Origin of the sequence: Micromonospora sp. NPDC005215 (assembly GCF_040607915.1) — a bacterium.
In the GTDB taxonomy this organism is placed as follows: domain Bacteria; phylum Actinomycetota; class Actinomycetes; order Mycobacteriales; family Micromonosporaceae; genus Micromonospora.
Window position 1 is genome coordinate 1 of record NZ_JBEXHQ010000080.1, and the last position, 21851, is coordinate 21851.

The 21851-nt window shown below is 71.2% G+C and carries 23 protein-coding genes and 1 pseudogene; 6 read left to right on the top strand and 18 right to left on the bottom strand.

Translation table 11 applies throughout. The features are described 5' to 3' along the window. The 7 genes and pseudogenes from ABZU25_RS33235 to ABZU25_RS33265 form a co-directional block, all read right to left on the bottom strand. A partial coding sequence (locus tag ABZU25_RS33235; RefSeq protein WP_355033320.1) for an ABC transporter substrate-binding protein occupies positions 1 to 1329 on the bottom strand: 1329 nt, incomplete at its 3' end. After that, the gene (locus tag ABZU25_RS33240) at positions 1326 to 2456 is read right to left on the bottom strand and encodes a hypothetical protein (RefSeq protein WP_355033321.1); all 1131 of its coding nucleotides are present in this window, start codon (positions 2454 to 2456) and stop codon (positions 1326 to 1328) included. The genes ABZU25_RS33240 and ABZU25_RS33235, both read right to left, overlap by 4 nt. Beyond that, a complete protein-coding gene (locus tag ABZU25_RS33245) occupies positions 2453 to 3880 on the bottom strand; it encodes a vWA domain-containing protein (RefSeq protein ID WP_355033322.1) in 1428 nt (475 codons plus the stop codon). The genes ABZU25_RS33240 and ABZU25_RS33245 overlap by 4 nt, the downstream gene beginning before the upstream one ends. Before the next feature lie 35 nt (positions 3881 to 3915). Further along, positions 3916 to 6195, bottom strand: coding sequence for a tetratricopeptide repeat protein (locus tag ABZU25_RS33250; RefSeq protein ID WP_355033323.1), 2280 nt, complete (start codon positions 6193 to 6195; stop codon positions 3916 to 3918). Then, positions 6192 to 7874: a serine protease gene (locus ABZU25_RS33255; RefSeq protein ID WP_355033340.1), complete on the bottom strand. Its 1683-nt coding sequence runs from the start codon at positions 7872 to 7874 to the stop codon at positions 6192 to 6194. The genes ABZU25_RS33250 and ABZU25_RS33255 overlap by 4 nt, the downstream gene beginning before the upstream one ends. Before the next feature lie 89 nt (positions 7875 to 7963). Next, positions 7964 to 8170: pseudogene (locus tag ABZU25_RS33260) on the bottom strand (GNAT family protein); the annotation flags it as partial. A 21-nt stretch (positions 8171 to 8191) separates the two neighbouring features. Further along, positions 8192 to 8695 carry a helix-turn-helix domain-containing protein gene (locus tag ABZU25_RS33265; protein WP_355033324.1) on the bottom strand — a complete coding sequence of 168 codons (504 nt, stop codon included), beginning with the start codon at positions 8693 to 8695 and terminating at the stop codon, positions 8192 to 8194. Here ABZU25_RS33265 and ABZU25_RS33270 point away from each other — a divergent pair. Continuing rightward, positions 8679 to 9353, top strand: coding sequence for an NAD(P)H-binding protein (locus tag ABZU25_RS33270; protein WP_355033325.1), 675 nt, complete (start codon positions 8679 to 8681; stop codon positions 9351 to 9353). The genes ABZU25_RS33265 and ABZU25_RS33270 overlap by 17 nt on opposite strands. Before the next feature lie 69 nt (positions 9354 to 9422). On the opposite strand, the gene ABZU25_RS33275 is transcribed toward ABZU25_RS33270, so the two are convergent. Next, positions 9423 to 10148, bottom strand: coding sequence for a VOC family protein (locus ABZU25_RS33275; protein WP_355033326.1), 726 nt, complete (start codon positions 10146 to 10148; stop codon positions 9423 to 9425). Between the two features lie 123 nt (positions 10149 to 10271). Then, the gene (locus ABZU25_RS33280) at positions 10272 to 10880 is read right to left on the bottom strand and encodes a TetR/AcrR family transcriptional regulator (RefSeq protein ID WP_355033327.1); all 609 of its coding nucleotides are present in this window, start codon (positions 10878 to 10880) and stop codon (positions 10272 to 10274) included. 133 nt (positions 10881 to 11013) lie between these two features. On the opposite strand from ABZU25_RS33280, the gene ABZU25_RS33285 reads away from it, so the two are divergent. Beyond that, positions 11014 to 11931 carry a TIGR03620 family F420-dependent LLM class oxidoreductase gene (locus ABZU25_RS33285; RefSeq protein ID WP_355033328.1) on the top strand — a complete coding sequence of 306 codons (918 nt, stop codon included), beginning with the start codon at positions 11014 to 11016 and terminating at the stop codon, positions 11929 to 11931. 38 nt (positions 11932 to 11969) lie between these two features. Next, positions 11970 to 12719: an SDR family oxidoreductase gene (locus ABZU25_RS33290; RefSeq protein ID WP_355033329.1), complete on the top strand. Its 750-nt coding sequence runs from the start codon at positions 11970 to 11972 to the stop codon at positions 12717 to 12719. A 149-nt stretch (positions 12720 to 12868) separates the two neighbouring features. Here the strand turns inward: ABZU25_RS33290 and ABZU25_RS33295 are convergent, their stop codons facing one another. Together ABZU25_RS33295 and ABZU25_RS33300 are read right to left on the bottom strand one after the other, a co-directional pair. Then, positions 12869 to 13291: a hypothetical protein gene (locus tag ABZU25_RS33295; protein ID WP_355033330.1), complete on the bottom strand. Its 423-nt coding sequence runs from the start codon at positions 13289 to 13291 to the stop codon at positions 12869 to 12871. Then, positions 13288 to 13845, bottom strand: coding sequence for a TetR/AcrR family transcriptional regulator (locus tag ABZU25_RS33300; protein WP_355033331.1), 558 nt, complete (start codon positions 13843 to 13845; stop codon positions 13288 to 13290). Before ABZU25_RS33300 ends, ABZU25_RS33295 begins: the two co-directional genes overlap by 4 nt. A 153-nt stretch (positions 13846 to 13998) precedes the next feature. Between ABZU25_RS33300 and ABZU25_RS33305 the strand changes: the two genes are divergently transcribed. Then, positions 13999 to 14673, top strand: a complete 675-nt coding sequence (locus tag ABZU25_RS33305) for an MBL fold metallo-hydrolase (RefSeq protein ID WP_355033332.1) — start codon at positions 13999 to 14001, stop codon at positions 14671 to 14673. An 18-nt stretch (positions 14674 to 14691) separates the two neighbouring features. Here ABZU25_RS33305 and ABZU25_RS33310 read toward each other — a convergent pair whose 3' ends face one another. The 5 genes from ABZU25_RS33310 to ABZU25_RS33330 all read right to left on the bottom strand — a co-directional run bounded on the left by ABZU25_RS33310 (position 14692) and on the right by ABZU25_RS33330 (position 18134). Next, positions 14692 to 14985 (bottom strand): DUF6510 family protein, encoded by a 294-nt coding sequence (locus ABZU25_RS33310; protein ID WP_355033333.1) that lies wholly within the window; start codon positions 14983 to 14985, stop codon positions 14692 to 14694. Between the two features lie 35 nt (positions 14986 to 15020). Continuing rightward, positions 15021 to 15785, bottom strand: coding sequence for a ferredoxin reductase (locus ABZU25_RS33315; protein WP_355033341.1), 765 nt, complete (start codon positions 15783 to 15785; stop codon positions 15021 to 15023). A 7-nt stretch (positions 15786 to 15792) separates the two neighbouring features. Further along, a complete protein-coding gene (locus ABZU25_RS33320; protein WP_355033334.1) occupies positions 15793 to 16392 on the bottom strand; it encodes a sulfite oxidase-like oxidoreductase in 600 nt (199 codons plus the stop codon). 76 nt (positions 16393 to 16468) lie between these two features. Further along, complete coding sequence (locus tag ABZU25_RS33325; protein WP_355033335.1) at positions 16469 to 17494, bottom strand: TerC/Alx family metal homeostasis membrane protein; 1026 nt, start codon at positions 17492 to 17494, stop codon at positions 16469 to 16471. Positions 17495 to 17723: 229 nt separating this feature from the next. Continuing rightward, on the bottom strand, positions 17724 to 18134 hold the full coding sequence (locus ABZU25_RS33330; RefSeq protein ID WP_355033336.1) for a DUF2267 domain-containing protein: 411 nt from the start codon (positions 18132 to 18134) through the stop codon (positions 17724 to 17726). A 157-nt stretch (positions 18135 to 18291) separates the two neighbouring features. Here ABZU25_RS33330 and ABZU25_RS33335 point away from each other — a divergent pair, with 157 nt between their 5' ends. After that, positions 18292 to 18564, top strand: a complete 273-nt coding sequence (locus ABZU25_RS33335; RefSeq protein WP_328654669.1) for a DUF2795 domain-containing protein — start codon at positions 18292 to 18294, stop codon at positions 18562 to 18564. 42 nt (positions 18565 to 18606) lie between these two features. Continuing rightward, positions 18607 to 19290, top strand: coding sequence for a DUF1345 domain-containing protein (locus tag ABZU25_RS33340; RefSeq protein ID WP_355033337.1), 684 nt, complete (start codon positions 18607 to 18609; stop codon positions 19288 to 19290). A gap of 256 nt (positions 19291 to 19546) precedes the next feature. Here the strand turns inward: ABZU25_RS33340 and ABZU25_RS33345 are convergent, their stop codons facing one another. Both ABZU25_RS33345 and ABZU25_RS33350 read right to left on the bottom strand, forming a co-directional pair. Next, positions 19547 to 20215: a hypothetical protein gene (locus ABZU25_RS33345; RefSeq protein WP_355033338.1), complete on the bottom strand. Its 669-nt coding sequence runs from the start codon at positions 20213 to 20215 to the stop codon at positions 19547 to 19549. A gap of 70 nt (positions 20216 to 20285) precedes the next feature. Beyond that, complete coding sequence (locus ABZU25_RS33350) at positions 20286 to 21260, bottom strand: pirin family protein (RefSeq protein WP_355033339.1); 975 nt, start codon at positions 21258 to 21260, stop codon at positions 20286 to 20288. Positions 21261 to 21851 lie beyond the last annotated feature (591 nt).

Here is a 21851-nt window from a genome sequence, read left to right on the forward strand (position 1 = left end):
CGCGCTGTTCGCCGAGTTCACCGCCCACCTCCCGCTCGGGCCAGTATCGCGGGCGGGAACGTCTCCGCGCCGCGATACCGCTGAGCGCGTCGGGGCCGACCCGTCCCAGCACAGAGTGCCGGTGCGCAGTCGTTGCGCGACAGCCCTCGGGACCGGGTTCTGGTACTCCTCCGGTGGTGTCGCCCGCCGGCTGAAGGCCACCTCGGCGGCCTGCTCACGCCGGGCCTTCTGGGCCGGCTCCCCGGCGAGGTAGTTCATCAGTTGCCGGGCCGGCCCGGTGTCCCGGAACATGGCCGCGACGTCGTCGGAGACCTCCTGGAGCGACGAGGTGGTCGGCTGGTCGGCCGGCGGCGGTGTCGGAAAGAAACTGAACGGCGGCGGGGCACCCTGGTCCGGGCCGGGCAGCTTGGCGAGCTGTTTCCAGTACTCACGGATCGCGAAGGAACCCTGGTGGTCCAGGTGACACCCCCTCGCGGCGGACGACTCCGTCGGCTGCCCGTCCGCCCGCGCCTCCCCCGGAAACAGGCCCTTCGCCGCCATCTCGAAGGTGGTGTAGAGGCTGGCCCGGTCCGTGCCCGGCGACGAGGCGGCCAGCAGGTCGTGCCAGGTCGTCCAGGCGCCTCTGAACTCCTCCGACGTCCAGGAAAGGTCGCCGCGGGTCCACCGCTCGTAGACCTCCCGGCCGGACCGGTGCAACAGGATGTCCTCGACCCAGTCGGTGCCCGGCCAACCGGAGACTGGCGGGGAGCTCATGGCGAGGCACCACCGCACCTGCTGACCATCGATCGTGCGCCGGGTCTGCGCCAGCATCTCCTCCCAGGTCCGCGGCGGCTGCGGCCCGAACCTGGTCAACTCGGCCCGGTTGTACCAGACCACGCTCTTGAGGTTGGTGGCCACCGCGACCCCGTAGGCGACCCGGCCGCCGTCCGGTCTGCCGTCCGGCTCGATCCTGCGGGCAAGCTCGACCAATTGTGGCGTCGCATCGGCCCCGAGCACGTCGCTCAGCGGCACCAGCCGGCCGGCGTTGACGTACCGTTGCAGATCGTTGACGCGCGGTAGGACCGCGACGTCGGGCGGTCGACCTCGCTCGATACCCACCTGGAGCACCTGGCTGACATCCCGGTGCCCCTCGTAGCGGGTCTTGATGTGGTGTGTCTTTTCGAACTCCTTCAGGACCCCCTCGAACTCCGTCTGTTCGTCCCCGGTCCAGGAGCCGAGGATCGTCACCTCCTGAGCCGGCTCGGCGTCGCATCCGCTCAGCGCGACACCAGCGAGCAGCACCGTGACCATCGCCAGCGCCGTCCGGGTCGTCCGTCCAGACTGCCTCATGTCGACCGCTCTCCATATTCCGCCAGGCGGGGACGGAAGCCCGCCAGCACCAGCACCGCGATGCCGAGCGCGAGCACCGGCAGGGCAAGCTCGACCGAGCGGCTGTCGGCCGCGTCGCGGGCATCGGCGGTGATGGCGGCGTCGGCCGCGGCATCCGGCGGCGCCGTCGACGACAGGGACGACGATGCGGACGGGGACGGCGACGGCGACGGGGCCTTGCTGCGCAACTCCCGGATGGTGTCCTCGCAGCCGATCCGACACTCTGCCTGCACCTCGGCCGCGAGGCCGTCGGCGGCCCGGAAGCTCACGTCGCTGATCTGCCACTGTCTGCTGTCGTGCACCACAACGACGTCCGCTCGGGTCTCGTCCAGCCGGTGCGCCGACCAGGAACTCAGCGCGGTGAGAGCCGCCATCCCCACCGCCGCGACAGTGGCCAGCAGGAGGGGGACGTTCACCGCCCGGCGAAAGCGGCGGGTCAGATACACCTGTGTCCGCACCAACAGCACACCGAGCGCGACAAGCGGCAGCAACCAGAGCGCCGCGGTCAGCTCGTTCGTCCAGCGGTTGTGCGTCTGGTCCTCCAGGGCGAGCAGTTGCTTGCCGCGAAGCTCCATGATCCGGGCCAGGATGTCGTTCAACAGGCTCGCCGCGTCCCGGAGCACCGCCACCCCGAGCGCCCTCAGCTCGGCGTCCCGGAAGCGCGCGTCGGCCTGGCCGATCAGCCCGGTGTACGTGACAAGCAGCGCCTCGATCGTCTGGATGTCCCGGGTGCCGTCGTCGCCGGCCGCGTTGTTCTCCGCCAACAGGGTGAGGTACTGGCCGGCGGCGGCGATCTGCCGCTGGAACTCCACCCCGGGGCCGCCGACGCCGAGGACGACACCACCGTCGCCGAGACTGTCCACCGCCGCGAGGTGCGCGTTGCGCAGCGCGTCCTGCGCGTCGTAACTGGCGAGGATCGCCGGCACCGAGCGCTCCGCGGCGACGTCGGCGTTGCCGGCGACACCGAGTACGACCGCCAGACTGGTCGCCAGGGCGACCACGGTGACCCCGAGCAGCCACCCGCGCAGGCGCACGAGGGTTTGCCGGGTGCTGCTGACCCACGGCGGCGTACGCGCGTCCGCCGTCATGCCCGCACTCTCGCCCTCGGCTCGTCAGTGAACGGGTTGCCACAGTTCTCGCAGATCTCCGAGCCGGCCGGCGAACTTTCCAGACAGACGCCGCAGATCTTCTCCGCGACCGCCGGCCCCCGTGGCGCGGGTGGGTGCGTCGGATTGCGCACCGAGCCGACGATGCTGACCTTGAGGTCGGTCTGGCTGAGATTTTCCCTGAGCCGGACGATTCCGCCGGGCTCGATGTCCACCAGATGCCCCAGTTGCTCCAGGGCCGCCTCGTCCCGTGCCTCGGAGGCCAGCGCCACCGCTCGGGCCCACTGCGCGTGTGCCTCGACCCGGTCACCCCGGTCGTACGCGTCGCAGCCGGCGTTGATGGCCTGCCGGACGTCCTCCTGCCCGGTCACCTGGGAGACACTGAGGTCGATTCGGGCCGACTTGGCCATGTCGACAGTCCAGTTCACGAGGACGGTCGCGGCGGCGGCCCGCACCTCCCCGTCGACCACCAGGTCGACGCGGGCGGCCAACCGGTCCTGTTCCAGGATGTCGTCGGGCGCCTCGACCCGCAGGCAGAGGTGGAAATCCCGGCGCTCCGCACCCCACGAGCCGGTGGCGAACTCCCCTGTCCGCTCGTCGACCGCGTCGGCGTACCCGGTGAGGTCCTGAATGGCGGGACTGGTCTGTTTGAAGAAGACCAGCTGCGCGTACGGCATGGTCCGCAGCCGGATCCGGACGTCCGGCAGGAGCTTGGTCAGTGCGGCGAGAACGGACTCCCGGAAGCTGGCGGCCAGGTCGCCGGGCCGCCGTACCGCCTCGGCGGTGCCGTGCAGCGCGGCGGCGATCCGGAGCAGGTCCACGGGGTGCCAACCCTCGCCGATGCCGCGCGGGTCGCAGACGAACCGACCGGCGCAGCTGCGCAGGACGCGCGCCAACTCCTCCTCGGTCTCGTGCTCGTTGATGCCGTCGGTGAGCAGCAGCACGTGATTGATCGTCGGCGAGGTGGACGGGAGCAGGTCCCGGGCGGCCGCGAGCCAACTGCCCATCGCCGTCCCGCCGCTGGCGCTGAGACGTGCGACCGCGGCACCTGCCTCTTTCCGGGTGGCCGGTGAGGCGGTCGCGAGCGTCCGGGTCGCCGGGTAGACCACAGTGGCCTCGTGGGTCCCCTGGATCACCGCGAACCGGACACCGTCCGGCAACACGGTGATGGCCGCGGCGGCGGCCTGCTGCGCGGCGGCCATCTTGGTCGGTGGGTCGGCCATCGATCCCGAGCAGTCGATCACCAGCACCTCGACCAGCCGGGACGGATCCGATCGGGCTGGCGTGTCGTCCTCAGCCGCCGTTTCCGGTCCGGTCACCGACAGGACCGCGTGCATGTCCCGGCCGCCCACGGGCAGGAATTTGTTCTGGTTGACTTCCAGGTCGAACCGCATCGCGGTATCCACCGGTTCACGCTCCGTTCCGGGTCGGGTCGGGTCGGTCACCATCGGGTGCGGGGTCGGACGGCGTTCGCCCGGTCGACGAGCACGTCGTGGGCGGTGCGGCGGGCCGTGTCGCCGGTGCGACCAGCCAGCCGAAAGCGACCCGGGCGCGCCGCCACCAGGTCGGGCAGGTCGGCGTGGTGCGCCTGCTGGCCCAGCGACCGATAGGACCTCTCCAGCAACATCCGGATGGCGCGTTCGGTCGGCGGCTCACCCAGCACCGGGCCGCCAGCCAGGTCGGCGGCGTCGCCGGCACGGGTCAGGTCGAGCGCCATCTCCCGGATCGCCGTGGTCAGCCGGTCCCGCGACTCGCCGTCGATGTTCAGCGCGGCCAGCCGGTGGACGGCCTGGTTGAGCTGACCGGCGGTGGGTGGGCCGCCGGGCAACCGGGACGACAGCACCCGCACCGCGGCGACCCGCGCGGCGTCGTGGTGCCGGGAGAGCTCGGGAACCTCGTCGAGGACGGCGACCGCCCCGGCGCGGTCGGTGGCCGCCAGGCGGAGCCGGGCCAGCCCGAACGCGGCGCTGGCCTGGAACGGGTCGCGCAGCCAGACGGCCGCGTAGTAGCGGGCCGCCGCCACGTGGTCGCCGGCTCGCTCGGCGCAGTAGCCGAGCGCGAGCTTCGGGGCGACCTCTCCCGGGATGTCGCTGTAGACCGCGTCGAACTGCTGCCCCGCCTCGTCCATCCGGTCAGCGGCGAGCGCGAGTAGCCCGCGGTGCCAGGCGATCCGCCAGTCGACGTCGGCTCGGGTTCCGGTCAACGTCTCGGCGCTGGCCAGCGCGGCGGCGGCCGAGTCGGGATCGGCCAGCGCGAGGTGCGCGCGGCACCTGCTCAGCTCGACCTCGACCGACGTCTGCTCGACCATCGACAGCTCACCCAGCAGATCCTGGGCGTCCGACGCGTCGACGGTGCGCAGCACGCTGACGGCCGGGTCGTCCGGGTCGGGTCGGGGCACCGGCAGGCCGAGGGCCACGTCGACGGCGGCGGGCCGGCCGTCGTCAAGGAGCGTGCCGTGGCCTGCGCCGATCCAGGTAACCAGTGGCAGGGCCAGACCCAGGCCCGCGTCCAGCAGCTGCGCGGAGGGTTGGAAGAGCGAGATCGGCTCGGGTTGACGCCGGTCCGGCAGGCCCGCCAGGATCTCCCGCAACACCCCGAGGAGCTGCTCGGACATCTCGGCGGCGGAGGCGAACCGTCGGTCCCAGTCCGGGCGGACCGCCCGGGCGACGAGCCGGTTGAACGACTCGATGCCGAGGGCGTCCGGGGCTGCGCCGGGCGTGTCCGGGCCCGGCGTGCGGGACCGGTACAACTCCTCCAGCGTGCGACCGAGGGCGAACAGGTCGGAACGTTCGGTCGGCCCCCGGGTCTGGTACTCCGTCTTGCTGACCGAGAAGTCGGCGGAGTGGACGATCCCCTCGAACCCGCTGTCGGCCCAGCGGACCCCGCCCAGGTCGATCACCTTGATCCGATCCGCGGTGCGCATCACGTTGTCGGGCTTCATGTCGGTGTAGAGCAGCCCGCGCCCGTGCAGGTAGTCGAGCGCGGCGAGGATCTCGTGACCGTAGGCGAGAATGTGGTCGATCGGCAGCGAGACATCGGGCTGTCGGGGGTCCTTCGCGGCGACCTGCAACCTGCGCAGCGACATGCCGTCGAGGTAGTCCATCACGATGTAACCGGTGGGGCCGGCCACCGGGTCGTCGTGGGTGGCGAAGTCGATGCTCCGGACGATGTTCGGGTGGTCCAGCGCGTTGAGGAACTGTCGCTCCTCGAGCGCGACCTTGAGGGACGCCTCGTCGGCGGCGTGCAGCACACCCTTCAGCGCGACGTCGACGTGCTCGTTGTGGGTGTCGTGGGCGAGGTAGACCCAGCCCTGGCCGCCACGGGCCACGCAGCGGACCACCTCGTACCGGTCGGCGACCAGGTCTTGGGGTTGCAGGCCGGGAAGGAAGTTGAACGGTGTCGGGGTCGGGCAGTAGGGGCAGAAGCCCTTGTCCCGACCCGGTCGACCGCCCCGGCTCCGACCGACCGGGTGCCCTTTGGGGCAGAAGCGGAACTCTTCGGGCACCCGCAACGGTGGCGTGCTCGTGCCGTCGGGCGAGAAGGTCAGCACCGGTAGGGAAACGAGGCTGGCCACCGTCCAGATGTCCCGAGCGGTCGTCCGGGACGGGGTGGTGGCCGGCTTGGCGCTGCCGGTGGCGAGTGGCGCCAGGCCGCAGAGGTCACAGAACCCGGTCTCGTCGACGGTGCCGGCGCAGCCTGGCCAGTCGCAGGGTGTGGTCACGACCCGTCCTCTCCGCGCCGGTCGTCAACTCGGTGGGAGACCGCCTCGGTGTACTGGCGTACCGCCGCCTCGGCGGTCACCAGATCGCACGGCGCGGTCAGCAGCAGGTCGTACGCGCGGCGGTAGGACGTGCCGAGCGTGGGGTCCTCGGCGAGCCGGTGCTGCACGGCCATCGCGCGATAGGCGCCCAACCGGCCGTGCAGCTCGGACCACAGATCCTCCCGGGCCACGATCTCCCGCCGGACCGACTCGGCGTCACCCAGCGCCCGGTCGGTGGCCCGCTCGGTCGAGGCGAGCAGGGCGGCCAGCGTGTCGCCGTCGGTGGTGGCGGCAGCGGCCCGCAGCTTGGTCAGCTGGATGCGCAGCTCGGTCGCCCGGGGCTGGAGTCGGGGCACGTCGGCGACCACGGCGGCTGCTCTGCGGTAGGCCCGGCGAGTGGACTCCTCGGTGGCCTGGAGGCTGGCGACGCGACTCGCCAGCAGCGTGGTGCGCAGCGGGATCGACTCACCGCGGAACGTCAGCAGCATTCGCAGGTCCCGGGTGGGCGCCTCGCCGACAAGTGGAAGCACCACCTCGGACAGCAGAGTCTCGGGCTCGGCGGCCTCGTCGATGTTGTTGATGATGATCGAGCGCGGCGTCGTGTCGGCGGCCCGGTCGTGGCCCGGTGCCGCGCTCGCGGCGCTCGCTTCGCCGGCCCAGTCGGCGATCCGCCGGGACACGTCCTTCGTGCTCCGGTCCGTCGCGTCCACCGCGAGGTCGATGCTGCCGATGGGCGGAGCGTCCGGGATCGTCTCCGGGTCGATCGATGGCCGCAGCTCCCGACTGGAGAGCACGGCGGCCTGCCGCACCGCCGCCGCGACGTCCGAATCACTGTGGTCGATGACGATGACCAGCACGTTGTCCGACGAGAGGCGGCCGAAGAAGCCCGCGAGTTGGCGGAGGACCCGCTGGTTCGCCGGAGTGTCCTCGGCTGACCGGAAGCTCGGGTCGACAGCGGATTCGCCGGGCACCTGGGCGCGGAGCCGCGGAAGGCGGCCCAGGATCGTCTCGACCGGAATCATCCACGACAGGCCGCTGCCCGCGTCGAGGCCGCCGGCCACGTCCTGGTTGCGGCCGCCATCGCGGTACGTGCTGACCACCATCCCGACGACGTGCCCGGTCTGCGCGTCGACCACCGCCGAGCCGCTGAAGCCGGGGCTGACCTGGGGTCCCGTGGTCGCCGAGAGCATCTGGACGCGCTCGCGTCCCGCCCCGGACCGGCCGGTGAGCCGGGCCTCGACGTAGACGCCGTGTTCCAGGGTTTCCGGGAATCCGTACATGATGACGCGGCGGTCCCAGGTGCCCCGCATGCGGCGCAGCGGCGCGAACGGGCCCCGCGGCGCGGGTTCTGCCAGCTCGAGCAGGGCGATGTCGTCCCGCCCGTCGCTTGTGGGTGGCCACCAGCAGCCGGGCACGACCCGGGCCGGGACCGTCCGGCTGCCCGGTTGGCCGACCAGGTCGACCAGGACCGTCCACGTCGGCTCGGCGCCGGCGCTGGGGAGATCCGTCTCGCCGGCCGCCCCGACGACGTGGGCGCAGGTCAGGACGTGGCGGTCATCCAGCGCCATCCCGGCGCCCAGAACCTCTCCGTGCTGGGCACGGACCCGGACCGGCCAGGGCTCATTGCCGGGGCTGACCATCACCTAGCCGAGGGTAATCGAACCCGATCGTATCCGTTGACCGCCGTCACTGCTTATGACCGTTCTGCAGTTTTTATAGGCTATTACTGTCAATCATGTGACGCGGCTTCGCCGTCGTCCGGCAGCCGTGCGCACCCGCTCGGCGCGGTGATCGCCCAGCGCTCGTGGTCGCGCCAGGCGCCGTCGATGAACAGGTAGTCCCGGGAGAAGCCCTCCAGCCGGAAACCGAGCTTGCGGGCGACCCGGCGGGACGGCTCGTTACCCGGTTGGATGTTCGCCTCCAACCGGTGCAACCCGACAGTGCGGACGCAGGTATCTCACGGCCGATCATCCTGACCGACCGGTGCCGCTTTTGTCCCCGCCTCCCGAGCCCTGAGCAGGGCGGGGAGATGATCCTTGCTCCAGGTGCGCGCCGCCTCGATCAGCGTCAACAGCGTGCGCCCCAGGTCGGTGAGTTCGTACTCGACGCGGGGCGGATTTTCCGGGTACGCGGTGCGCACCACCAGCCCGTCGCGTTCCATCGCCCGCAGGGTCTGCGTCAGCACCTTGGGTGTGACGCCACGAAGTGGCACCCGGATCTCGGTGAAGCGACGCCGACCGCCTTGCAGACAGAGCACGACCATCCCGGTCCACTTGTCACCGATCTGGAACGGCATGGCACTGGAGGGGCACATCGGATCGAACATCTCGGGATCCAGATCCGTCACGATACGCCCCAATCCATCCCAGTTTCTTTGTAGTAACCAGTATCTCGTAGATACCGTTCCTCGGGTCCACAGCGACAACCAGACGGGGGACGAACCCATGAGCAGCATTGCCATCTTCGGAGCCGGCGGCAGAGCGGGACGGGCCATCACCGCCGAGGCGCGCGCCCGTGGATATCGGGTCACCGCCGTCGTTCGGAATCCGGGCACGATCGAGGACATCGCCGCGGACGGCGTCTCGGTGGTCCGCGGCGACGTCACGGACCTGCGCTCGACGTCCACGATCTCCCGCGGTCACGATGCCGTGGTCAGCGCGGTCAGCCCCGCGTCCGGACCCGAAGCCCTGGCCGCCCTCGGCCGGCTCGACGACCAGTTCTTCGTCAACGCCGTCGACGCGCTCCTGCACGGACTGACCGAGGCAGGAGTGCGGCGCCTCGTCCTCATCGGACTCTTCGCCAACCTTCAGGACGAGCACGGCCGCCTGATCCTGGACGACCCCACGTCGTTCCCGAGCCAGCTGCGCCCATTCGCCCTGTCGCACACCGCCGGCCTGGACCGGCTCCGTACGGCGGACACTCCGGTTGACTGGCTGATGTTCACCCCACCGTCGATGCTGGACGCGGCGGCCCCACGACTGGGCCGGTACCAGGTCGGCGGGGACGCCGTACCCCGGTCCGGATCGACCACCCTGTCCTACGCCGATCTCGCGGTCGCCGTGATCGACGAGATCGAATCCCCTCGGCACCACCGCACCCGCGTCTCGGTCTTCGACTGACCTGCGCCGTCCGCGCCGTCCGCACGCCGTCGGCCTGGCTCGGGGACCGCGCTGGCGGGCCCGGCCGCGCTAGCGGGGCGTCCGGAGCCAGAACTCACCGCCGTCCGGGTCCGCCATCAACACCCGCCCGACGGAATCGCGGGGATCGGCGTCGACGACAGTCGCGCCGAGCGACAGCAGACGGTCGATCTCCGCCTGCCGGTCGACGCCGACGCCCGCAGCGACGTCGAGTCGGACCCGGTCCCGGCCCCCGTTCGACATGTACGGCGGACCACCCCAGGAGATCTTCGTACCGCCGTGCGGTGACTGGATCGCGGTCTCCTCGTCCTGGTCCCAGACCAGCGGCCACCCCAGCGCCGCGCTCCAGAAGTAGCCGACCTTCGGCGACCCGTCGCAGGCGAGCGCGCCGATCGGCCCGGTGTTGGCGAGGAAGTTGTTGCCCGGCCCGATCACGTCGAACTCGTTGCCCTCGGGGTCGGCGAGCACCACGTGATCGTCCGCCGGGTCCTGGCCGATGTCGATGTGTCGTCCGCCGAGATCCAGCGCCCTGGCCACCGACTGCTGCTGGTCCTCCAGCGAGCTGCTCGTCAGGTCGAAGTGCATCCGGTTCTGGACGACCTTGGGCTGCTGGTGCGGGGCGAAGCGGATCCGGAAGTCGGGGTCGCCGGTGGGCAGCAGCAGGACGCCGTCGGATGGATCGTCGACGATCTCCCGACCGAGGAGCCCGGACCAGAACTGCGCGAGTCGCAGCGGCTCGCGCGCGTCGAAGCTGATCGCGAACAGGTGTGCAGTCATCACATCGCCCATCTCCCCTGCGACCGGACGCCGCACCGGCCGTTGGAGCGGAAGCCTAGGGGTGAGCCGAGTCACCCGCACCCGAGTTTCCGGTGCGGCGGCAAGCCGCTGCTGACCGCGCGCTCAGCGGACGGGATAGGCCGCGGCGGTGAAGGCGAGCAGGGCGATCGCGGCCGACTGTTCCAGTTGGCCGCGCCGCGCTCCGGCCGCCGCGTGGATGGCGTGGCCCTCGGTGACGACGCTGAGGAAGCGGGCCAGGGCGGTGGGGTCGACCTCCGGTGGGAGGTCACCCTCCTCGACGGCGCGGGCGAAGCGGGCGGCCAGGGCGTTCTCGCCCGTCAGCCGGCTGGCCGCCAGGAAGTCGGCGATGGCCGCGTTGTCGGTGCCGCAGGCGGTGCCACCCTGGATCGAGAGGCAGCCGGCGGGACGGTCGGGTCGGGTCAGCGCCACCACGTTCTCCCGGAGCAGCACCGCGGCCACGTCCCGGGCGGTGGGCTGGTCCAGCGCGTCGCGCGCGTAGGCCATCTCGACATCCGCGTACCGGGCCACCACCGTGCGGAACAGGCCCTCCTTGTTGCCGAACGCCGCGTAGAGGCTGGGCTTGTTGATGCCCATGGCACCGGTGAGCGCGGTCAGCGAGGCGCCCTCGTAGCCGTGCCGCCAGAACACCTCCATCGCCCGATCCAGGGCCTCGTCGGTGTCGAAAGCACGCGGTCGTCCGGTCTGGGTCATTTCCTCAGGTCCTCCTTACGGCACCCACTCTACCGCCCACCAAAACCGATCGGTACAAAAGTTTGGGGAATGGCGGTGGACCCTGCTAGGTTCTTTTCATACCGAGCGGTACAGATGTGTGGAGGGAGTCGCCATGGACCACGTGAAGCGCACGCTCGGCCCGGTCGGGATCTGGAGCATGGAGCTGCGCGGGGCAGCCCGGACCGAGGTCAGCGAGGCCGCCGCCGAGCTGGATCAGCTGGGCTTTCCGGCGCTCTGGATCCCCGGTCTCGACGGCCCGGGGGCACTGGACGACGTCGAGCACCTGCTGGCCGCCGCGCCGCACGCCACCGTCGCCCTGGGCGTGCTGTCGATGTGGGGTCAGGACCCGGCCGCGGTGGGGAGCCGCTGGTCCGCGCTGGAGGCGGCGTACGGCCCGCGCGCCGTCCTGGGCCTCGGCGTCAGCAACGCCCACTCCGCCGCCAACGCCGGCCAGGACTACGGCAAGCCGACCGTCTCGATGCGGCGCTTCCTCGACGACCTCGACGCCGCACCCCAACCGGTTCCGGCCGACCGGCGCCTCCTCGGTGCGCTGGGTCCGAAGATGGTCGATCTGGCCAGCACGCGTACCTCCGGTTGGCACCCGTTCCTCGTGACTCCCGAGTATTCGGCGGCACAACGGGCGCGCGTGGGCGACGCGCCACTCATCGCCCCGCACCTCGCGGTCGTCCTGGACCGCGACCCCACGCGGGCGCGGACGGCCGCCCGCGCCGGCATCGGGATGTTCATCGGTTTCCCCGCCTACCGCGCCAACCTGAGCCGCCTCGGCTTCGGCGCGGAGGACCTGATCCCGGGCGGCAGCGACCGGCTCATCGACGCCCTCGTCGCCTGGGGAGACCTCGACGACGTCGCCGACCGCATCCAGGCCCACCTGGACGCGGGCGCCGACCACGTCACAGTGCACGTCCTGCGGCCCGACGCCGGCGACGGCGCCGATCTGCCACGGCAGCAGTGGCGGGAACTCGCCACGTTGCTGTCCCGCTTCAGCCCTCGCACACCGGGCACCGACTGACCGTCGTGCCCAACCACCCACCCCAAGGAGTACGACTCATGGCACAGCTCAATGGCAAAACCGCCCTGGTCACCGGTGGCACCACCGGCATCGGCCTGGCCGCGGCCCGCCGCTTCGCGGCCGAAGGCGCGCACGTCTTCGTCACCGGCCGCCGCCAGCAGCAGCTGGACGAGGCCGTCCAGGCCATCGGCCCGAATGCCACGGGGATCCGCAGCGACGTCAGCGACCTCGACGACCTCGACCGCGTCTTCGACGCGATCACGGCCCACGGCAACGGACTGGACGTGCTGTTCGCCAACGCCGGCGGAGGTGAGTTCGCCGCCCTGGGCGCCATCACCGTCGAGCACTACTCGGACGCCTTCGACACCAACGTGCGCGGCACCCTGTTCACCGTCCAGAAGGCCCTGCCGGTGCTCAACGACGGCGCGTCGGTCATCCTGACCGGCTCGACCGCGGCGACGAAGGGCACCCCCGCGTTCGGGGTCTACGCCGCCTCCAAGGCTGCCATCCGCTCGTTCGGACGCACCTGGGCCGCCGAGCTGACCGGCCGCCGGATCCGGGTCAACACCCTCGTCCCGGGTCCGACCGACACTCCGGGTATCACCGGGCTGGCCGCCAGCCCGGAGGAAGCCCCGGCGCTGGTGCAGATGCTCGTCACCACGGTGCCGTTGGGCCGGATGGGCCAGCCGGAGGAGATCGCGAACGCCGTGCTGTTCCTGGCCTCCGACCAGAGCAGCTTCATGACCGGCGGCGAGATCTTCGTCGACGGTGGCGCGAACCAGGTCTGATCGGACCGCTGCGCCCCGACAGTGCGGTGCCGGCCGGCGACGAGACGTCGGCCGGCGCCGGTGCCGGCGAGCACATGATCCACTCGGTTTCATTGATGTGGGGCTGACCAGGACGTCTGGACACCCCGAGGTCTGTGAAACCGAGTGGATCACGGGCGATCCGGGTGGCCAGGTGAGACGTACCAGCGCGTCAGCCACGGAGTGAGTGCGACGAGGGCGACGGCGAGGGCGGTGATGGCCGCCTGCCCGATCCGGCCCGCGGTGACGCCGACCGCCGGGTCCAGCACGTAGTTGGCGTACCAGTTGGCGGCCGCGTCCGTCACCAGCACCGCGCAGCCCAGCGCCAGCCCTTCCACCCGGCGAGCCGCCAGGAGCAGCGCGGCCAGGGGATCCCACAGCGTCAAAGACATGAAACAGACAGTGAGCCACCCCGGCAGGGCGAGCTGCGGCCGGAACTCCGGTACGAGCAACTGGGCCACGTGCACCACGGTGCCGTACGCGAAGACCAGCACGGCGACGGACACGACCAGGCGGACCGCGAGCGGCGTACCGCGCCATCGACCGGTGCTCATCGGGCCAGCGCGTCGGCGAGACGGGCGATGCCGAACTCGTACGCCTGGTCGATGTCACCGCCCAGCTTGAAGGCGCCGGCCAACTCCATGCTGATGAACCCGTTCGCCCACGCGGTGAGCGTGCGCGCGGCGTCCAGGGCGTGGTGTTCGCCGGCGAGGTTCCCGGCTACCCGCAACACCGGCTCGACGGCGTGGGTGAGGGCTTCGGTGCTGGTCCCGGCCAGGCCGGGTCCCGGCGCGAAGATCAGCTGGTAGCCCTTCGGCCGGGCGCGCGCGAACGCGCGGTAGGCCCGGGCCAACTCGGCCAGGTCGCGACGCGGATCGGTGCCAGCACCAATCGTGGCAAGTCGTTCACCGAGGTCGCGGATGGTGGCCTCGGTAATGAGGCGTACCAGGTCTTCACGGTTGTGCACACGCTTGTAGAGCGACGGTGCGCGTACGCCGACCCGGTCGGCGACAGCCTGCATGGTCAGGCCGGAGAGGCCCGCTGACTCCAGGATGTCTTGTCCGGCGTGAACGATGGCTTCGAGGGAGGTTCGATCAGGGGTCGGCATGCCACTTCCCTCCCGTTCGCGCGCGTCATTCCATGGCTATTGACCATAGCCATCATGGCTATGTAGCCTAGCCATCATGCAGACGATAGCAATCCCGGTACCGGTGCCGTGATGAGGCTCGCCCCGCACCTGCGCCGCATCGGCAACGACATCGTGGCCGCCTATCTCGTCGACACCGACAAGGGCGTGACCGTCATTGACGCGGGCATGACCGGACACTGGCGCGAGCTGCGGGCCGAGCTGTCGGAGATGGCCCGCTCGGTGGAAGACATTCGGGGTGTCATCCTCACCCACGGCGACAGTGATCACCTCGGGTTCGCCGAACGGCTCCGGCGCGACCACGGGGTACCGGTCCATGTGCACGAGGCGGACGCCGCCCGCGCGCGCGGCGAGGTCAAAACCGACAATTCTTGGGGGCACCTGAAGCTCGGCGCGACGGCTGGCTTCTTCTGGTATGCGATGCGCAAGGGGGGACTTCGCACCACTCACCTCAGCGAGGTCGTCGCCGTGCACGACGGCCAGGTGCTCAACCTGCCCGGCGCGCCACGCGTCATCAGCGTCCCCGGTCACTCACCGGGCAGCATCGCCATCCACGTGCCGATCGCCGACGCCGTCTTCGTCGGCGACGCCTTGACCACCCGGCATGTGCTGACCGGGCAGCGGGGCCCGCAACCCGCACCCTTCACCGACGATCCCCACCAGGCGCTGGCGTCGCTGCACCGCCTCGAAGGCGTTCAGGCATCGTGGGTACTGCCGGGCCACGGCCCGCCGTGGTCCGGTGGAGTCGCCGAGGCGATACGCGCGATCAGGACCGTCGCCGGCCCCTGATATGGCCAGGCCAATCCGTCAGAGCGGGCCGGGGAACGTCTGTTCCATCGGCATCGGCACCTGGAGGAACGTGGTGCCGCGCAGGTCCAGCCAGGCCCGGTCCGGTCCGCGGACCAGTCGCAGCATCACCGCCTCGCAGGAGGGGCAGCGGGCGACGAGGCCCGGGGCGTGCGAGTAGACGTGCAGGCTGGCCATCGAGCCGGTCGTCCCGCAGTTTTCGCAGCGGCCCATCGCGGTGCTCAGGTCGACGGTGAACAGCTCACGCATCGGACCGTCGAGCATGTTGCCGTCCAGGTACGACATCTCGGTCATCGGATCTCCTCGGCGGTACGGGAGCGGGCGGGCGGTCAGCCGGTGGGGCCGAAGCGTTCGGTCTTGACCCGCCGCGACGGATGACCCAGCCCCACCAGCAGGTCGGCCACGGTCTCCACGAACGCGGTCGGACCGCACACGTAGGTGAGCGGTTCCAGGTCCGGCGGCCAGCCGTGCGTGTTGACGTCGGCCAGCCCGATCCGGTGCGGCTCGCCGCGCCAGCCCTCGGGTGCCGCACGGGTGTAGACGTACGCGATGTCCAGGCCGAAGTCGTCACGAACCCGGCGGCGCAACTCGTCGGCGTAGATCACGTCGCCCGGGGTGCGCACCGAGTAGATCAGCCGGAACGGGGCCTTGCTGCCGGTCGCCCGCCGGGCCCGGATCATCGCCATCAGCGGCACGATGCCGGAACCACCGGCGACCAGCTGCACCGGCGCGGTCTCCTCGGGTCGCCAGATGAACCAGCCACCGAGCGGCCCGCGGACCTCCACCGGGTCGCCGTGGGCAAAGACATCGATGAGGTACGGGGACACCTCGCCGTCGTGCACCCGCTGGACGGTCACCTCGATGCGCGGTCCGCCCGGGCCGTCCACGACGGGCCCGGCGATCGAGTACGACCGGGCGGCCTGGTAGCCGTCCGGGGCGGTCAGTCGCAGGTCGACGTGCTGCCCCGACAGGTGCCCCGGCCAGTCCGGCACCTCCAGCACCAGGGTCTGCGCGCTCGGTGTCTCCACCCGGCGCTCGACCAGCCGGCCGACCTGCCACCGGTTGGCCGTCCGGGGCGGGTTGCCCGTCGCCACGGCGCGCTCAGTCACCCTGGTACCGCTGTTCGCGCCACGGGTCGCCGTAGTCGTGGTAACCGGCGGTCTCCCAGAAGCCCGGCTCGTCCATCGTCTTGAGCCGGATGCCGCGCACCCACTTGGCGGACTTCCAGAAGTACAGGTGCGGCACCAGCATTCGCGCGGGGCCGCCGTGTTCGGCGGGTAGCGGAGCACCGTCGAAGGTGTGCACCACCCAGGCCCGGCCGCCGCGCAGGTCGTCCAGCGGCAGGTTGGTGGTGTACCCGCCGTAGGAGTGCGTGAGCGCGAAGTGTGCGCCAGTGTCGACGCCCTCCAGCAGCGTGTCCAGCGAGACGCCCTGCCAGGTGGTGCCGAGCTTGGACCAGCGGGTGACGCAGTGGATGTCCACCATCGGTGTTTCCTGCGGCAGGGCCATCAACTCCTGCCACGACCACCGGTGTTCGTTGCCGTTCTCGGCGGAGATGACGAACTCCCAGGTGTCCAGGGACACCCGGGGCGTCGGACCGGCCGAGAGCACCGGATAGTCCTCGGTCAGATACTGGCCGGGCGGCAGGGCCGGCTCCTGCGTTCGGGGCCGACCCTGAAAGCCCGGTGACACGATTCCCATTGCACAGTCGTACCACCCGCGCCAGCCCGGCCGGGAGCTTTCCGACGTACCTCCCGGTCGCCCCGGCGCGGCGCGGTCAGTGCCGCTCCGTGACGACCTGGCGGTCCTCGGGCACGTCGCCGCCGCGGGTGGCGCGCAGGCTGGTCAGGGTGACCACCACCAGCACACCGATGATCACGCCGAGCGAGGCCAGGGTGGGGATCTGTGGCACGCTGTCCCAGATGCCGTGCGCCCAGTGCAGACCCAGCTTCAGGCCGATGAACGCCAGGATGACGGCCAGGCCGTAGCTGAGGTGCACGAGCCGGCTCAGCGCCGCGTGCAGGACGAAGTAGAGCGCCCGCAGACCGAGCAGGGCGAACGCGTTGGTGGCGAAGACCAGGTACGGGTCCTCGGTGATGCCGTAGACCGCCGGCACCGAGTCGACAGCGAAGACGATGTCGGTGGCCAGCACCGCGACCACCACCAGGGCGAACGGGGTGAGTGCCCGCTTCGCGCCCTGCCGGACGGTCATCCTGGTGCCGTGGTACTCGTCGACCACCGGCATGACCTTGCGCAGCAGCCGCACCGACCGCATCTTGTTGATGTCGACTTCCTGCTGATGCCCGGACATGGCGTCGCGCAGCAGCTTCACCGCCGTGGCGATGAGGATGATCGCGAAGAGCAGGAAGGCGAAGTCGAGGGTCTGCAGGGCCGCCGCGCCGAGAGCGATGAAGACGGCCCGCAGCACCAGCGCGCCGGCGATGCCGTAGAGCAGCACCCGCTGGGCGAGCACGGCCGGCACCGCGAACGCGGCCAGCAGCAGCATGAAGACGAAGAGGTTGTCGACCGAGAGCGACTTCTCCACCAGGTAACCGGTCAGGTATTCCACGCCCTGCTGAGAGCCGTAGCGGGACCAGAGCCAGCCGCCGAACGCCAACGGCAGGGCGATGTAGAACGCCGACCAGCCGATGGCCTCCCGCATGGACACCTCGTGCGGGCGGCGCGTGACCAGGAAGTCCAACACCAACAGCAGGAGCACGCCGATGATGGTCACCGCCCACAGCGTGGGCGTGCCCACCGACGACAGGTCGCTGGCGGCGGACAGGTACGACACTTCGCTCATTGGGGTCTCCTCGAACACCGTCATGTTCGAGGTCTCCTTCACCCATCACCTGATGGGCAACCACCCGAGGCACGCCGGGCGCGCCGTACTGACCGGAATGGTTCGTGGGAAGTACTCCCCTCGCACGACAAGGTTAGGCCAGGCTGAATCCCCACGCCAAGCGGGACATCAATGGTTGCCCTGATCAACCGCTGTGCGCACCGGGAACGACCCGTGCCAGCGTCGGCGGTCAGCCACGGCGCAGCGTCGCCCCCGGAGCCATCGCCTGCTCCACCAGGCCCCGATAGTCACGCGGCAGCTGAGTGACGACATCATCGAACTCACCACCGGTGATCGCCTCCCGCAAGGTGGTGAAGACCGCCCGCGCGGCGTCCCGGGCGGCCGGCTCCTGCACTCCGGCACGCAACGCCACCCGGGCGACGAACTCCGCCGCCCCGAACCGGTCCGCCTGCTCGGTGCTCGGGCTCGGCTTGAGCACCAGTTGCAGCGGCTGCGGCAGCTGGGCGGCCAGGTCCAGGACCTCACCGCCGGTCAGCCGCTCGGCGAACGTCTCCAGAACGGCAGTGGTCACCTCGACCGCCCGCTCCGAGGACGTCGCGGTGCGTTGGGAAACCTGATCGATGAAGGTGTCGTAGTTCATCGCGTACTCCTTTGGGCTCGCGTCGGCGCCTGCGGGTACCCGCGGCGGCGCTGTGGAAACGGCGCCGGGATTCCTCCCTCGGGCGGGCGTGACCGGCCGGCGGGCGGGTAACCGCCGCCGGTCGTGACCACATCGATGCCCCGAGGGAGCCCACGCCATGGCGAGCTACGCCGACGTCCTGCAGTACCTGTCGAGCCTGGACTACCCGGCCGAAAAGGACGACGTGGTCCGCGAGGCCGAACGGGAGGGCGCCCCGCCGGACGTGCTGAAGGCGTTGCGGGCCCTGCCGCCGGTGGACTACGCCAACGGCACCGAAGTGGCCCGGTCGGCAGGCATCGAGGCCGCGCCCGAGGTGGGTCCCGCGCAGCGCGCCGAGCAGGCCCGGGACAAGACGCACAACCGGGTCTCGCAGCATCTGCGCGGCATCTGACCCGGCGGTGGCGGCCACGGCTCCGACACCGGGGCGTCGCCGGTGAGCCCCACCGGCCCAGCGTCCCGACCGTCAGCGCGCGCGCCGGACACGCGCTTCCCGGCCGCCGCCATGCAGCTCGCCGTGGTGGCAGTGGTCGGCGTCCTCGCCGGCTGCCTCTTCGCGCTGCTGCTGCCACTACCGCTCGCCGCGCTCGCCGGCTGGGACGTGGGCGCGCTGAGCTGGCTCGCGCTGGTCTGGCACAAGCTCTGGCCGATGGACGCCGAGCGGACCGCCCAGCTGGCCGTACACGAGGACCCGAACCGGGCGATTCGCGACGCGCTGCTGCTCGTCGCCTGCCTGGCCAGCCTGCTGGCCGTGGGACTGGTGGTGGCCAGCGCCCAGAGCTCGCCACCCGGGCTGGGCCGGGAGGCGCACGGCGCCCTCGGCGTGCTCAGCGTGGTGCTCTCCTGGTTCGTGGTGCACACCGTGTTCGCCGCCCGGTATGCCCGGATCTACTACACGGGCCCCGACGGCGGGGTGAACTTCAACCAACCCGAGCCGCCGCGCTACTCCGACTTCGCGTACGTCGCGTTCACCATCGGGACGACGTTCCAGGTCTCCGACACCAACCTGACAAGCAACGAGATGCGTCGCACCGTGCTCCGGCACTCGATGGTGTCGTACCTGTTCGGCGCCTTCATCATCGCCGTGACCGTGAACCTGTTGGCCGGTCTGGCCCGCTGAGTGGTCGCGGTGGCCCCGGAGGGTGGCACGGGGCGGGAGCGGAACGAAGGGCCGGGACAGGCGGGCGCCCCTGGTCACGAACCGCGACCCAGGGCGCCACGTACGCCTGTCCAGGCGGTGAGCCGCGGCCGAACCGGTCGCGGTCACCAGGCGGTGGATGCCCGCTCGAACCGAGCGGTCAGCACTGCCGGGTCCAACCATACGACAGAACATCCTCCGTTTGGTCAGATTTTGGCGAAGTGTGGGCCAGGGCACGTCACTGTCGACCTGTCACTTCCGCGTACCGGTGCTCCAAATCGACCCGGGCCAGCGCCCCCACCAGCCAGGCCAACTGCTCCGACTCGCCACTGGCGAGGCCGGCCAGGTCGTCCGCCGACCGACCCAACCCGAGCCGACGGGCCGCGGCCAACGCCCGGCGGTCGGCGACCGGGGCCACCTCCCGCCACAGCGCCTGCGCCTCGCGGAAGAACAACTCGACGACCTGACCGTCCACGCCCGGAAGCTCGGCAAGGAGCGCGCGCTCCCGGACCGGGTCGTGCCGCGCCACCGCCCGCAAGCGGCGCAGATCGCCCCGGTACCGCTCGACCACCGTGCGGGCCAGGTCACCCAACACGTCGGCCAGCGCGTCCACGTCGCCGCGCTGACCACTGGCGCGCAGCACCCGGACCCGGTCCTCGTGCAGTGAACGGGCCAGCCGGGCGGCGCTGTCCCAACCCTCGTCGCGCAACGCCCGCGTTCCGTCCAACGCCCGGCGGAAGTCACCCCGACGGGCCAGCAGCACCGCCAGGTAGAGCACCTGGAACAGGCTCGCGGGGTTGTTGGTCACCCGGAAGCCGTACTGCTCGGCGAAGCCCCGTCCGCTGCCGGCGAGGCGGCGCGCCAGACGCTTCCGGTCCGCTACGGGTGTGATCAGAGTGGTCGGCATGCCCGCGACTACCCGCGCGACAGTCGGTCACACCCGGCACGCGTCCGCCCCGCGCGGCCCGCACGCGGCGTCAGCCGTGCAGGCCCCCGGTGCGGTCGCGAGCCTTGAGGCGGGTGGTCGGCAGGGCGGGCGCCGGCAGCGGGGGCGCCGAATCGTCGGCGACCACGCCGAAACGTCCGTCCCCGGCCATCCAGTCCTCCCTGGCGGCGGCGATCTCCTCGTGCGATCGGCCGACGAAGTTCCACCACATCACCAGCGGCTCCTCGAACGGCGTACCGCCCAGCAGCAGCAACCGGGCCCCGGCCCCACCGCGCACGGTCAGCTCACGGCGACCCGAGCCCAGGTAGAGCAGTTCCCCCGGCTCGAACCCCACCTCGGCGGCCTCGGCGGCGCCGGACATCGCCAGCAGGGCGTACTCGAAGTCGGGCCGCAGCGCCAGCGTCGTCGGCGCCTCGCCGCTCAGCTCCACCTGCACACCGACCAGCGGGGTGTGCACCACCGCCGGTGACCGCCGCCCGGCGAACTCGCCGACCAGCAGGGTGAGGTCCAGATCGCCGTCGCGCCAGCGCGGCAGGTCGGCGTGGTGCGCGAAGTCGGCCGCCCCGGCCCGCGCCGGATCAGGCAGTGCCACCCAGAGTTGCACGCCGTGCATCACCGGCGGGTGGACCACCGGCGACCGCTCGGAGTGGGCGATGCCGTTCCCCGAGGTCATCACGTTCAGTTGACCGGGCCGGATCGGCTGGACGTTGCCGAGGCTGTCACGGTGCAGGATCTCACCGTCGAGCAGCCACGTCACCGTCTGCAGGCCGGTGTGCGGGTGCGGCGGCACCTCCATGCCGGGCCGCTGCGCCACATCGTTCGGGCCGAAATGGTCCACGAAACACCAGGCGCCGACCATCCGGCGGACCCGCTGCGGCAACAGCCGCCGCACCGTGGTGTACCGACCCAACGGCACGTCGTGGCCGGGCAACAGCACACTGCCGGGATCCACGTCGGCCACGCCAGGTGGCCGGGTCTGCGCCAGCATTGACTCGGTACGCTCCACCGCCCGACTGTACGCTCACGCCCACGAGCCGCCGCAGTGCTTCCTGGTCAAGGCTCACCGAGAGCTGGACGACACGGTCACCCTGTTCGCGCCCGTCACCAGGTCGAGGTAGATCCGCTCGGCAGAGCGGTCCCCATCGCGGGTGCGCCGAGCACCGCACCCGCGGCCACCCCCGTTTCAGCGCTCCGCGCGTACCGCGACCGAGCCCGCACCCGACCGGATGCCCTCGGATCACCACCCGGCTGGCTGCCGGTGTCGCTGGGGTCGGTGCCGCTGCCTGCCGGTGTCACTGCCTGCTGCCATGTCGTGGCCGCTTCGCTTCACCGCGCCGGCTGGTATACACACCCAACGGCCGACCGAATCACTCGGTGCCATCACGCGGGCCCCACCCGCCGCCGGTCGGAGATCTTGGACAATTTCCGTTACGCGGTAACGGAAATTGTCCAAGATCTCCGAACAACCGCGACCAGGCCAGGGTAATCACCTCTCGCGGACGCCCGACGACGACGCTTCGCGCACAACCCCCACCCGCCCAGCCGAAAACGCCGCTGGCCGGTACCCCGGGTGTGGGGTGCCGGCCAGCGGTCGGTG

Excerpts from the sequence above, each read along its gene's own strand:
- ABZU25_RS33325 (WP_355033335.1), bottom strand. The coding sequence starts at position 17,494 with ATGAGCGAAGTGTCGTACCTGTCCGCCGCCAGCGACCTGTCGTCGGTG.
- ABZU25_RS33320 (WP_355033334.1), bottom strand. The coding sequence starts at position 16,392 with ATGGGAATCGTGTCACCGGGCTTTCAGGGTCGGCCCCGAACGCAGGAG.
- ABZU25_RS33255 (WP_355033340.1), bottom strand. The coding sequence starts at position 7,874 with ATGGTCAGCCCCGGCAATGAGCCCTGGCCGGTCCGGGTCCGTGCCCAG.
- ABZU25_RS33290 (WP_355033329.1), top strand. The coding sequence starts at position 11,970 with ATGGCACAGCTCAATGGCAAAACCGCCCTGGTCACCGGTGGCACCACC.
- ABZU25_RS33335 (WP_328654669.1), top strand. The coding sequence starts at position 18,292 with ATGGCGAGCTACGCCGACGTCCTGCAGTACCTGTCGAGCCTGGACTAC.
- ABZU25_RS33275 (WP_355033326.1), bottom strand. The coding sequence starts at position 10,148 with ATGACTGCACACCTGTTCGCGATCAGCTTCGACGCGCGCGAGCCGCTG.
- ABZU25_RS33285 (WP_355033328.1), top strand. The coding sequence starts at position 11,014 with ATGGACCACGTGAAGCGCACGCTCGGCCCGGTCGGGATCTGGAGCATG.
- ABZU25_RS33300 (WP_355033331.1), bottom strand. The coding sequence starts at position 13,845 with ATGCCGACCCCTGATCGAACCTCCCTCGAAGCCATCGTTCACGCCGGA.
- ABZU25_RS33345 (WP_355033338.1), bottom strand. The coding sequence starts at position 20,215 with ATGCCGACCACTCTGATCACACCCGTAGCGGACCGGAAGCGTCTGGCG.
- ABZU25_RS33295 (WP_355033330.1), bottom strand. The coding sequence starts at position 13,291 with ATGAGCACCGGTCGATGGCGCGGTACGCCGCTCGCGGTCCGCCTGGTC.
- ABZU25_RS33240 (WP_355033321.1), bottom strand. The coding sequence starts at position 2,456 with ATGACGGCGGACGCGCGTACGCCGCCGTGGGTCAGCAGCACCCGGCAA.
- ABZU25_RS33265 (WP_355033324.1), bottom strand. The coding sequence starts at position 8,695 with ATGGCAATGCTGCTCATGGGTTCGTCCCCCGTCTGGTTGTCGCTGTGG.
- ABZU25_RS33330 (WP_355033336.1), bottom strand. The coding sequence starts at position 18,134 with ATGAACTACGACACCTTCATCGATCAGGTTTCCCAACGCACCGCGACG.
- ABZU25_RS33310 (WP_355033333.1), bottom strand. The coding sequence starts at position 14,985 with ATGACCGAGATGTCGTACCTGGACGGCAACATGCTCGACGGTCCGATG.
- ABZU25_RS33280 (WP_355033327.1), bottom strand. The coding sequence starts at position 10,880 with ATGACCCAGACCGGACGACCGCGTGCTTTCGACACCGACGAGGCCCTG.
- ABZU25_RS33270 (WP_355033325.1), top strand. The coding sequence starts at position 8,679 with ATGAGCAGCATTGCCATCTTCGGAGCCGGCGGCAGAGCGGGACGGGCC.